Raw genomic sequence first — 12,048 nt, 5'->3', positions numbered from 1 at the left:
GAATTTCGGGTTCCACAAATTAATTTGGAGTAGATGCATGATTAAAGATAAGGCATTGGCCCTGGAAGTGTGCAACCGTATGTTGAAGATAAACGGATCACTCGACGAAGCGATTGTCTTTGTTCAGGCGCATTGCTCCGCCGAAGAACTTGATATCTTCAAACAGGCCATGGGAGAGGTCATGTACATGGTGTTCGAGCAAGCGCTTATCCCTATCTACAAACAACACCCGGACCTCGTTCCGGAGGGGCAGCGTGTAAGCGGAATCACGGACTAAATCAGGCTTGAACAAAAAGGGGGCGAGCAATCGCGCCTTCTTCATGTGCGCCCATGCTGGGCGCACAAAACAAAGCCCCCCGAAAAGGGAGGCTTTGTTTGTATTCAGGGCAACGCCAACACCGAAGCACTGCGCTGAAATCCAGACTAAACGCCCGGAACGCTCAAGCTATTCAAGCCAGCATCGAGCGCAGCATCCAAGCAGTCTTTTCATGCGTTTGCATGCGTTGCGTCAGCAAGTCGGCGGTCGGCTCGTCGTTGGCGGCTTCCGTCGACGGGAAAATCGCGCGGGCGGTACGCACCACCGCTTCCTGGCCTTCCACCAACTGGCGGATCATTTCTTCCGCAGCCGGCACACCGTCCGCTTCCGGAATCGACGACAGCTTCGCAAATTCCTTGTAGCTGCCCGGCGCATGTACACCCAGCGCGCGGATACGTTCAGCGATCGAATCGACCGCGAGCGACAACTCGTTGTACTGCGTTTCGAACATCAGATGCAGCGTGTTGAACATCGGACCCGTCACGTTCCAGTGGAAGTTGTGGGTCTTCAGGTACAGCGTGTAGGTGTCGGCGAGCAGTCGCGACAGACCTTCTGCAATCTTCTTCCGATCCTTGTCGCTGATCCCGATATTGACGTGCTGTACGGCGTCTTTCTTGGCCATGATGACTCCCTTGAAGAGTGATACGAACCGGTCGGCAGAGTGGCGGCGCGCCGATAGCAAACCCGGCACTTCGAACGCACGCCAGTTTATATTAGAAAGCAGCTGCGTTCGTGTGACGCGTGGTCGCTTGCCGCACCACGGCCTCGCGCTCAATCACGCGCCCAGCGCGTGTTGCACGGCTTGCACAACGATCACCGCCAAGCCGCTCGCGACGATCGCGAATCCCACTAACTTGCGCAGCAAAAATGCTCGCTGCTGTTGCGCACCGCGTACGGCCGACGAGCCGCCAATGGTGGACATCATCAGCTGGATCATGATCGTGCTCCCTCGATTCGTATCGTTACCGGCGGGGCGCCGATGCGCCCCGTCCTCCTGCATCAATTCACTTCAACTGCCTACTGCTTACTGCCTACTGCCTACTACTTACTGCCTACTACTTATTGCTTACTTCGTGCCGGCTTCGGCGAGTTCGGCCATCGCGGCGATCACGCCTTCCGCATAGGCCGGATCGGCCCGACGGAAATGCTCGATCTGACGCGCGACGATCTCTTGCGGCACACCGTTGATATGGCGTGCAATGTTGCCAAACAGACGTTGGCGTTGCGCCGCATCGAAAAGCGCAAACAACATGCCCGGCTGCGTGTAGTAGTCCTCGTCCTCGCGATGATCGTAACGATCGACCGTACCCGCCGCGAGCGGCGGCTCCGCCGCACTGGTGTCCTGCCCGAAGTCACCGAAGCGACTCGGCTCGTAGTTCACATTGCCGCCGAGGTTGCCGTCCGTGCGCATCGCGCCGTCGCGATGAAACGAATGATGGACCGGGCAGCGCGGTGCATTCACCGGAATCTGATGGTGATTGGTGCCGAGGCGGTAGCGCTGCGTGTCGCCATACGAGAACAAACGGCCTTGCAACAGACGGTCCGGCGAGAAGCCGATACCCGGCACCACGTTGGCCGGCGTGAACGCTGCCTGCTCCACGTCCGCGAAGTAGTTCGCCGCGTTGCGGTTCAACTCGATCGTGCCGACGTCGATCAAGGGGTAATCCTTCTGCGACCACACTTTCGTGATGTCGAACGGATTGAAGCGATAGTTCGCGGCTTCCGCTTCCGGCATCACCTGAATGGCAAAACGCCATTTCGGGAAGTTGCCAGCTTCAATGCTCGTGAGCAGATCGTGTTGCGCGCTTTCACGGTTCTGTGCCACCACTTGCGCCGCTTCGGCATCGGTAAAGTTCTCAATGCCTTGCATCGACTTGAAGTGGAACTTCACCCAGAAACGCGCGTTGTCCGCGTTGATGAACGAGTACGTGTGCGAGCCGAAGCCGTGCATCTGGCGGTAGTTTTGCGGAATGCCGCGATCGCTCATCAGGATGGTGACCTGATGCAGCGACTCCGGATGACGCGACCAGAAATCCCATGCCGCGATATTGCTGCGCATGTTGGTGTACGGGTCACGCTTTTGTGTGTGGATGAAGTCCGGGAACTTCAGCGGATCGCGGATGAAGAACACCGGCGTGTTGTTGCCGACTACGTCCCAGTTACCTTCTTCCGTATAGAACTTGATCGAGAAGCCGCGCACGTCGCGTTCCGCATCGGCTGCGCCACGCTCGCCCGCCACCGTCGAAAAGCGCATGAAGAGCGGCGTGTCCTTGCCGAGCTGGGCGAACACTTTCGCCTTCGTGAAACGCGAGACGTCATGCGTGACCTTCAGCGTGCCGAATGCGCCCGAACCCTTGGCGTGAACGCGGCGCTCCGGAATCACTTCGCGATCGAAGTGAGCGAGTTTTTCGAGCAGCCAGACGTCTTGCAGGACGACCGGACCACGCGCCCCGGCGGTCATCGAATTCTGGTTGTCGGCAATGGGCGCGCCGGCTGCATTGGTGAGCTTACGTTCGGACATGCGTGACTCCTGAGTGGCTTTTAGCGGAAACAGAATGTGGGCAGAGGTACAGCGCGCTGATGCCTACGGCTCATGCGGACAAGGCCCGATCGACCAGCAAGGACAGCGCGACCGTGCGCATGCTGAGCGCCGAGGCGGCAAAGGTGCGGGTTGTCACGCCGGCGGATTGAGTGGCGACGGTTTGGACTGGCTGCAAGTTCGATTGCGTCATGATTTCCTCCGGGTCTTATGGGATCGGGCGATCCATGGAGGAAACTATAACAACACTATTGAATTATCGTGTTTGATTAATTTTATCTATTCAATAGGGGTTGCGGCCTTCGGCACCCAAGTGCGGTTGGCCGACCGGCCGCCGGGGCGCGCGACGGCCGGCCTGGGTGAAACGCGCCGCCTAGCTGACGGCGACAGGCAGATCGAGCTTTTTGACGCCCTGCAGATCGCAGGCGTTGATGGCGTCGCAGATGGCGTCGATCGCGGGCGTCCGCGTGAAGCTCTTGCGCCAGGCGAGCACGACGCGGCGATCCGGCACCGGCTCGTCGAAGGCGACGTAGCTGAGCAGGCCCGCGTCGATACCGCCGGCGTGCGGCTTGACCTCTTGCACCGACATGCGCGGCAGCACGGTAATGCCGACACCGCTCGCCACCATATGACGGATCGTTTCCAGCGACGACCCTTCGAAGGTCTTCTGGATGCCATCCGCGTTCTGCGAGAAACGCATCAGTTCAGGGCACACGCCCAGCACGTGGTCGCGGAAGCAGTGGCCGCTGCCGAGCAGCAGCATGGTTTCCTGCTTGAGATCCTCGGCATCGATCTTCGTGCGGTTTTCCCACGCGTGACCGGACGGCAGTGCGACGACAAACGGTTCGTCATAGAGCGCGCGTTGCATCAGGCCCGTTTCCGGGAATGGCAGCGCCATGATGGCGACGTCGATTTCGCCCTGCTTGAGCAGTTCGATCAGCTTGACCGTGTAATTTTCCTGCAGCATCAGCGGCATCTGCGGAACGCGCTTGATCATCTGCTTGACGAGCGTAGGCAGCAGATACGGCCCGATCGTATAGATGACGCCAAGGCGCAACGGCCCGACCAGCGGATCTTTGCCCTGTTTCGCGATCTCTTTGATGGCCAGCGTTTGTTCGAGGACGCGCTGGGCCTGCGTGACGATCTGCTCGCCGATCGGCGTGACACTGACTTCGCTCGTGCCGCGCTCGAAAATCTGCACGTTGAGCTCGTCTTCGAGCTTTTTGATTGCCACCGACAAGGTCGGCTGGCTGACGAAACACGCTTCGGCGGCCCGGCCGAAGTGCCGCTCGCGGGCAACCGCGACGATGTATTTCAATTCGGTGAGCGTCATTGGGGGACCAATCAGTGCGATGAGTTCGATAGGTTCTAGTTATACACCTATAGGGTCGGTTCGCCAACCTTTTGGTCTTTTGCCCGCTGGGCAGACGGGCGCCTCCGTCGTCAAAGGCAAATCCTCAAGCCTTCAGATATTGCTCCCGCGCCCCGAGCCAGCGGGCCAGATGCTGGATCACCACCTCGGGATACTTCTCGAGCAAAGCCGCGGCGGCCTCTCTGGCCGGCTCGATGAGCCACTGATCATTCTGGAGATCGGCAAACCTCAACATGGCCGCACCCGACTGCCGGGCGCCGAGAAACTCCCCTGGACCACGAATCTCAAGGTCGCGCCGGGCGATTTCGAATCCGTCAGTCGTCTCGCGCATGGTCTGCAAGCGCGCCCGCGCCGTCAGCGACAGCGGCCCGGTGTACAGCAACACGCACACCGAAGCCGCGCTTCCGCGCCCCACTCGCCCGCGCAGCTGGTGCAACTGCGCGAGACCGAACCGCTCGGCATGTTCGATCACCATCAGCGAGGCATTCGGCACGTCGACACCGACTTCGATCACCGTCGTCGCCACCAGCAACTGCACCTCATTACGCGTGAACGCATCCATTACAGCAGCCTTCTCCGCTGGCGCGAGGCGTCCGTGCACCAGACCGACCTTCAATTCGGGCAACGCGGCAACCAGCGTCTCGTAGGTCTCCACCGCAGTCTGCAACTGCAAGGTCTCGCTTTCCTCGATCAGCGGACACACCCAGTACACCTGCCGCCCCGTCAGCGCGGCCTCACGCACACGGCCGATCACCTCTTCGCGCCGCGCGTCGGAGACCAGCTTGGTCAGAATCGGCGTGCGGCCAGGCGGCAGTTCGTCAATGGTCGAAACGTCGAGGTCGGCGTAATAGGTCATCGCCAGCGTGCGCGGAATCGGCGTCGCCGACATCATCAATTGATGCGGCTGGAAATCGCGCGCGCCGTCGGCGGCGCTCCGCCCCGGAGGAAGTCCTCCTGGGGGATGCGCCTTGGCGCGCAAGGCGAGACGCTGCGCCACGCCGAAGCGATGCTGCTCATCGACGATCACCAAGCCCAGCCGCGCAAACTCAACGGCGTCCTGGATGATCGCGTGCGTACCGATCACGAGCTGCGCCGTACCAAGCGCCGCCGCTTCGATCGCGGCGCGCTTTTCCTTGGTCTTCAGACTGCCGGCGAGCCACGCGACGCTCACGCCCAGCGGTTCCAGCCAGCCGCGCAATTTGCGCGCGTGCTGTTCGGCGAGGATTTCGGTCGGCGCCATCAGCGCGGCCTGATAGCCGGCGTCGATCGCCTGTGCCGCAGCCAGCGCGGCCACGATCGTCTTGCCACTGCCGACATCGCCTTGCAGCAGCCGCTGCATCGGATGAGGCTGCGTCAGATCGAGCGCGATCTCGCCGCCCACGCGCTCCTGCGCCGCCGTCAGCGAAAACGGCAACGCCTTCAGCAAACGCGCGACTAGCGCCGATTCGTCGCCCAGCTTGCGGCGCGGCATGGCCGGCGCGGCACGCGTGCGGCGCTCCTCATGTGCGCGCTTCAACGACATCTGCTGCGCGAGCAATTCTTCGAACTTGATACGCACCCACGCGGGATGCGTGCCGTCGATCAACGCGGTCTCATCAGATTGCACGCCCGGATGATGCAGCGTGCGCACTGCGTCCATCAACGTCGGCACGCCGAGCGGCTGCATATAGGTTTGCGCGATCGGCCCGGGCAGCAGCTCCGGCAACGACGTGCGCGACAGCGCGTTGTCGATCGATTTGCGCAGATACGCCTGCGTCACGCCCGCGGTGCTCGGATATACCGGCGTCAACGCCTGCGGCAGCGGCGTGTCTTCGTCGACCACGCGCACCGCCGGGTGCACCATCTCCATGCCGAAGAAACCGCCGCGCACGTCACCACGCACGCGCAGCCGCGCGCCGATCGCCATCTGCTTGACCTGCGAGCCGTAGAAATTCAGAAAGCGGAGCACGAGTTCGTCGCCGGCGTCGTCGCGCAGTTTCACCAGCAACTGGCGGCGCGGGCGATAGGCAATTTCGTTGTCGAACACCACGCCTTCCGTTTGCGCGATGCCGCCCGGCAGCAGATGCCCGATCGGTGTCAGCGAGGTCTCGTCTTCGTAGCGCATCGGCAGATGCAGGACCAGATCGATGTCGCGCGTGAGGCCGAGTTTGGCGAGCTTGTCGGCGGGTTTAGCCGCGGGCTTGGCGCCGGCTTCGGCAGCAGGCTTCCTGGTGGCTTTGCCCGCGGGTTTGCCGGCAGGCTTGTCACCGAATGGGTCAACCATTTCACCCTCACGCGCGGCCTTGTCGCGCTCCGGCGCGACACCCGCGCCGAGGTCGTTCAAGTCCGGCGCCGCTGCTTTGCCCCGCGCGACGCGGCGCTTGGGCTCGGCGCTCACTTCATCGGTAGCGGAGGGCAATCGGCGTTCGGACAAAGGCATGGGTTGCTTCGCAAGTACAATATCGGCTGTCAAAGGTGTCGGCGCCAACCAGCGCGCGGGCTCGCGGGCCGCTCCGGCGTCCCGCAATCATAGCCGCCCGGCCCCGGCTTCGGCTCAATTCAGTCCCAATTCGCTTCCAGTCGTCCGCATGTTTACGCTTTCCGATTTCGATTTCGATCTGCCACCCGAGCTGATCGCGCAAGTCGCGCTGCCCGAGCGCAGCGCCAGCCGTCTGCTCGAAGTGGCCAACACAGCCGACGCGACCGATGCCGCGCGCCTGATCGACCGCCGCTTTGCCGAGTTGCCCGAGTGCATCGTGCCCGGCGATCTGCTGGTCTTCAACGATACCAAAGTCCTGAAGGCGCGCTTCCTCGGCCAGAAGGCCAGTGGCGGCAAGATCGAAGTGCTGGTAGAGCGCCTGACCGGCGAACGCACCGCGCTCGCGCAGATCCGCGCGAGCAAGAGCCCGCAGCCGGGCACCACGATCCGTCTCGCCGACGCGTTCGACGTGACGGTCGGCGAACGCGTCGAGCCGTTCTACACGCTGCATTTCCCCGACGACTGTCTGACGCTGATCGAGCAATTCGGCCGCCTGCCGCTGCCGCCGTACATCGAGCACGACCCCGACGCAACCGACGAAACCCGCTACCAGACGGTGTTCGCGCAGAATCCCGGCGCGGTGGCAGCGCCCACCGCCGGCCTGCATTTCGACGACGCGCTGCTCGCGCGGCTCGACGCCCGCGGGGTGGAGCGCGCGACGCTGACGCTGCACGTCGGCGCCGGTACTTTCCAGCCGGTGCGGGTCGAAAACCTCGCCGAGCACAAGATGCACAGCGAGTGGTATCACCTGCCACAATCGCTCGCCGACAAGATCGCGGCGACGCGTGCGCGCGGCAACCGCGTGATCGCGGTGGGCACGACGTCGATGCGCGCGCTCGAAGCCGCCGCGCGCGATGCGGATGCGGCCGGACGCCCGCTCGGCGCAGCCAGCACGGAAACCGACATCTTCATCACGCCGGGCTATAAATTCCGCGTGGTCGACCGGCTAGTGACCAATTTCCATTTGCCGAAGTCGACCTTGCTGATGCTGGTGTCGGCGTTCGCGGGCGTCGAGACGATTCGCGAAGCGTATCGCCACGCGATCGAACAGCGTTACCGCTTCTTCAGCTACGGCGACGCCATGCTGCTGACGCGCCGCGACGTTTGAACCGTTTCGTGTCGCACAGCGATATCCCGTGCGATAGCGTTGCGCGCCGGCTGCGCACGCGGTAGTCTGCCGCTCCTTGCCGCGTTGATGTAAAGGCAGTCGCTGCTGCAGTCTTGCACCCGCGTGCAGCGGCAAATCTGTGCTGCATCTTGAGTTTTCTTCACCCAGCCGCCGTGGCTTACCCGGCGGCGTTCATCATTTGCGCCGGACTTGTCGATCCGGAGTTAGCGCTTCAGCGCTTATTCCGGTCCCATGCAAAGCTGTTCTCCGGTGGCACAGGAGTCCCCATGACCGACGGTCTTACCCACGATACAAGCGGCACCTGCGGTACCTGCGCGAGCGCCGCGTCGCGCCCTGACAACGGCCTCAAATTCGAACTGCTCGGCACCGACGGCCAGGCCCGCCGCGGCCGCGTCACGCTGAATCACGGCGTGGTCGAAACGCCGATCTTCATGCCGGTCGGCACCTACGGCACGGTGAAGGCGGTCCAGCCGCGCGAGCTCGAAGAAATGCACGCGCAGATCATCCTCGGCAACACCTTCCACCTGTGGCTGCGCCCGGGCCTGGAAACGATCGAGGCGCACGGCGGCCTGCATGGCTTCATGGGCTGGAAGAAACCAATCCTGACGGACTCCGGTGGCTTTCAGGTGTTTTCGCTTGGCGATCTGCGCAAGATCACCGAAGATGGCGTCACGTTCGCGTCACCAATTAACGGCGACAAACTCTTCCTGTCGCCGGAAGTGTCGATGCAGATCCAGAAGGTGCTGAACTCGGACATCGTCATGCAGTTCGACGAGTGCACGCCGTATGCGACCAACAACGTGCCGACGTCACATCAGGAAGCCGCGGATTCGATGCGCATGTCGATGCGCTGGGCCCAGCGCTCCATCGACGAATTCAAGCGTCTCGGCAATCCGAATGCCCTCTTCGGCATCGTCCAGGGCGGCATGTTCGAAGACCTGCGCGACGAGTCGCTGGCAGGTCTCGCGGAGATGGATTTCCACGGTCTCGCAATCGGTGGCCTGTCGGTCGGCGAGCCAAAAGAAGACATGATGCGCGTGCTGAACCATATCGGCCCGAAGCTGCCGGCCGACAAACCGCACTACCTGATGGGCGTCGGCACGCCGGAAGACCTGGTGGCGGGGGTGGCCGCCGGCGTCGACATGTTCGACTGCGTGATGCCGACCCGCAACGCGCGCAACGGCTGGCTCTTCACCCGTTTCGGCGACATCAAGATCCGCAACGCCGCGCACAAGAACTCGCTGCGCCCGCTCGACGAGCAATGCGGTTGCTATACCTGCCGAAATTTCACCCGCGGCTACCTGCACCATCTGCATCGTGTAGGGGAAATCCTCGGTGCGCAATTGAACACGATTCACAACCTGCACTACTACCTCGAGTTGATGCAGGAAATGCGCGACGCGATCGACGCAAAGCTGTTCGAGCCCTTCCGCAAGCGCTTCCACGAGAACCGCGCGCGCGGCATAGATTAGCGGGCAAGCGGGAATCAGCTGACGAATTTGCCTGAGGAATCGGTCGGCCTCGCACGGCAGACATTACAATTTACTTTCGTGCGCAGCAAAAAAGGCTTTAAACGGTTGATCGGAAAGCCGATTCGCCGCGCCGACCCCAGTCAGGCCAGTGGTAGAATAACCGGCTGATTTTTTTGATCGTTTTGATTTATAACGGAGAGACCAACGTGTCGTTCATTTCCAATGCCTTCGCCCAAGGCACAGCAGCAGGTGGCATTGAATCGAACCTGATGAGCTTCCTGCCGCTGATCCTGATGTTCGGCGTGCTGTACTTCATCATGATTCGCCCGCAAATGAAGCGCCAGAAGGACCATCGCAACATGCTCGCCGCGATGGCCAAGGGCGATGAAGTGGTGACGAATGGCGGCATCGTCGGCAAGGTGACCAAAGTAGGTGAAGCTTACGTCGGCGTCGAAATCTCGGAAGGCACGGAAATCACCGTGCAAAAAGCGTCGGTCACGACGATTCTCCCGAAGGGCACGATCAAGTCGCTGTAAGGCCTGCTCTCTCGCGTCCGGCGCGGCCTCGCCGGCGGTTCTCGCATAACAACGCTGAACGGCCCGCGCTCATCGCCGGACGCATCGCTTCCAAGCCAACCTTCCCGTTGGACCGCTCATGAATCGTTACCCTCTCTGGAAATATGCCGTGATGCTGGTGGCTCTGGTCATCGGCCTCGTGTACACGCTGCCCAATCTGTTCGGCGAAGCGCCGGCGGTGCAGGTGTCGAGCGGCAAGGCGACGGTCAAGCTCGACTCGACCACGCTGTCGGCAGTCGAAACGGCGCTGGCCGCCAATCAGATCAAGCCTGACGAAGTCACGTTCGACAATTCGTCGACCAACGCGAACATCCGCGTGCGTCTGCTGGACACCGACACGCAACTGCGCGTGAAGGACCTGCTGCAAAAATCGCTGAACAGCGACCCGACCGATCCGCAGTTCGTCGTGGCGCTGAACCTGCAAAGCGCGTCGCCGCGCTGGCTAAGCGCCTTGCATGCACTGCCGATGTACCTCGGTCTCGATCTGCGCGGCGGCGTGCACTTCCTGCTGCAGGTCGACATGGCCGGCGCGCTCAACAAGAAGCTCGACTCCGACGCCTCGGATGCACGCACCATGCTGCGTGACAACAACATCCGCGACGGCGGCGTGAACCGCGTCAACCAGACGGTGGTGATCAATTTCGCCGACCAGGCCACGGCAGACGCGGCATCCAGGCAACTGGGCCGCGGCATCAGCGAACTCCAGTGGGCCTCGCAAGCGAACCCGGACGGCGGTGTGCAACTGGTCGGCACGTTCACGCCGGCGGTGCAGAAAGCCGTGCAGGACGCCGCGCTCAAGCAGAACATCACCACGCTGCATAACCGCGTGAACGAGCTCGGCGTGGCCGAGCCGGTGATCCAGCAGCAAGGCTCGGACCGTATCGTCGTCGAACTGCCGGGTGTGCAGGACACGGCGAAGGCGAAGGACATCATCGGCCGCACGGCAACACTCGAAGCGCGCCTCGCCGACCCGGTGAACACGCATCCGAATCCGTCCGATCCGGTGCCGCCGGGTGACGAACTGTTCACCCAAGGCAACCAGACGCCGGTGCTGCTGCGCAAGCAGATCATCTTCACGGGTGACCGCATTATCGACGCGTCGGCAGGCTTCGACGAACATCAGCGTCCGTCGGTGAACATTCGCCTCGACTCGGCCGGTGGCCGCGCGGTGCGCAGCGTCTCGCGCGACAACATCGGCAAGCCGATGGCCATGGTGCTGTTCGAAAAGGGCAAGGGCGAAGTGCTGACGGTGGCGACCATCCAGTCGGAACTGGGCGACCGCTTCCAGATCACCGGCCAGGCCACGCCGCAAGGCGCTGCCGACCTCGCGCTGCTGTTGCGCGCCGGTTCGCTCGCCGCGCCGATGGACATCATCGAAGAACGCACGATCGGCCCGAGCCTCGGCGCGGACAACATCAAGAAGGGCTTCCACTCGGTGGTGTGGGGCTTCGTGGCAATCGCCGTCTTCATGATCGCGTACTACATGCTGTTCGGCGTGATCTCGATGATCGGCTTGTCGGTCAACCTGCTGCTGCTGATCGCCGTGCTGTCCATGTTGCAGGCCACGCTCACCTTGCCGGGTATCGCCGCTATCGCGCTCGCGCTCGGCATGGCGATCGACGCGAACGTGCTGATCAATGAGCGCGTGCGCGAAGAACTGCGCCATGGCGCGCCGCCACAACTGGCGATCCAGAACGGCTACGCGCATGCATGGGCGACGATTCTCGACTCGAACGTCACCACGCTGATCGCTGGCCTCGCGCTGCTCGCCTTCGGCTCCGGCCCGGTGCGCGGCTTCGCGATGGTCCACTGTATCGGCATCTTGACCTCGATGTTCTCGGCGGTGTTCTTCTCGCGCGGTATCGTCAACCTCTGGTACGGCGGCAAGAAGAAGCTCAAGTCGTTGGCCATCGGCCAGGTGTGGCGTCCGCAACCGGAAGGTATCGACGGCGCCGCCGCTTACCTCGGCAATGAAGATGCTGCGACCGACACGGCACGAGCCGTCGCCGCTGCAAGCGCCAAGCCCAAGGCCAAAGCCGCGGCCCAGGCGCGTGCCAAGCCGACCGTGCGCCGCCGCGACGCGTCCAATACGCCGCAGAAACCGGGTTCATCCCGCTGAGTCCCGGA

General features: G+C 62.5%; 11 protein-coding genes. 5 read left to right on the top strand and 6 right to left on the bottom strand.

What is annotated here, in order from left to right; genetic code table 11:
- Positions 1 to 37: 37 nt before the first annotated feature.
- Positions 38 to 277: a hypothetical protein gene (locus P3T22_RS23040; protein WP_063494809.1), complete on the top strand. Its 240-nt coding sequence runs from the start codon at positions 38 to 40 to the stop codon at positions 275 to 277.
- Between the two features lie 172 nt (positions 278 to 449).
- On the opposite strand, the gene P3T22_RS23035 is transcribed toward P3T22_RS23040, so the two are convergent.
- The 6 genes from P3T22_RS23035 to recG form a co-directional block, all read right to left on the bottom strand.
- Positions 450 to 938, bottom strand: coding sequence for a Dps family protein (locus P3T22_RS23035; protein ID WP_063494808.1), 489 nt, complete (start codon positions 936 to 938; stop codon positions 450 to 452).
- A gap of 153 nt (positions 939 to 1,091) precedes the next feature.
- Positions 1,092 to 1,253 (bottom strand): hypothetical protein, encoded by a 162-nt coding sequence (locus P3T22_RS23030; RefSeq protein ID WP_181448399.1) that lies wholly within the window; start codon positions 1,251 to 1,253, stop codon positions 1,092 to 1,094.
- 129 nt (positions 1,254 to 1,382) lie between these two features.
- On the bottom strand, positions 1,383 to 2,837 hold the full coding sequence (locus P3T22_RS23025; RefSeq protein WP_429326229.1) for a catalase: 1,455 nt from the start codon (positions 2,835 to 2,837) through the stop codon (positions 1,383 to 1,385).
- 70 nt (positions 2,838 to 2,907) lie between these two features.
- Complete coding sequence (locus P3T22_RS23020) at positions 2,908 to 3,048, bottom strand: hypothetical protein (RefSeq protein ID WP_181448398.1); 141 nt, start codon at positions 3,046 to 3,048, stop codon at positions 2,908 to 2,910.
- Positions 3,049 to 3,228: 180 nt separating this feature from the next.
- Positions 3,229 to 4,188, bottom strand: coding sequence for a hydrogen peroxide-inducible genes activator (locus tag P3T22_RS23015; protein WP_063494806.1), 960 nt, complete (start codon positions 4,186 to 4,188; stop codon positions 3,229 to 3,231).
- A 124-nt stretch (positions 4,189 to 4,312) separates the two neighbouring features.
- Entirely contained in the window at positions 4,313 to 6,646 is a 2,334-nt protein-coding gene (recG, locus tag P3T22_RS23010; protein WP_429326228.1) for an ATP-dependent DNA helicase RecG, read from the bottom strand.
- A 148-nt stretch (positions 6,647 to 6,794) separates the two neighbouring features.
- On the opposite strand from recG, the gene queA reads away from it, so the two are divergent.
- From queA to secD, 4 genes are all read left to right on the top strand, one after another.
- Complete coding sequence (gene queA / locus P3T22_RS23005; protein ID WP_429326227.1) at positions 6,795 to 7,853, top strand: tRNA preQ1(34) S-adenosylmethionine ribosyltransferase-isomerase QueA; 1,059 nt, start codon at positions 6,795 to 6,797, stop codon at positions 7,851 to 7,853.
- Between the two features lie 287 nt (positions 7,854 to 8,140).
- On the top strand, positions 8,141 to 9,346 hold the full coding sequence (gene tgt, locus P3T22_RS23000; RefSeq protein ID WP_063494804.1) for a tRNA guanosine(34) transglycosylase Tgt: 1,206 nt from the start codon (positions 8,141 to 8,143) through the stop codon (positions 9,344 to 9,346).
- 206 nt (positions 9,347 to 9,552) lie between these two features.
- Complete coding sequence (gene yajC, locus P3T22_RS22995; protein ID WP_063497799.1) at positions 9,553 to 9,882, top strand: preprotein translocase subunit YajC; 330 nt, start codon at positions 9,553 to 9,555, stop codon at positions 9,880 to 9,882.
- A gap of 118 nt (positions 9,883 to 10,000) precedes the next feature.
- A complete protein-coding gene (gene secD, locus P3T22_RS22990; RefSeq protein WP_429326226.1) occupies positions 10,001 to 12,040 on the top strand; it encodes a protein translocase subunit SecD in 2,040 nt (679 codons plus the stop codon).
- Positions 12,041 to 12,048: the final 8 nt, after the last annotated feature.

It is taken from the genome of Paraburkholderia sp. GAS348 (genome assembly GCF_050434205.1).
Taxonomy (GTDB): Bacteria; Pseudomonadota; Gammaproteobacteria; order Burkholderiales; family Burkholderiaceae; genus Paraburkholderia.
The sequence above is the reverse complement of the archived record's forward strand: the minus strand, read 5'-3'. Positions and strand labels throughout refer to the sequence as shown.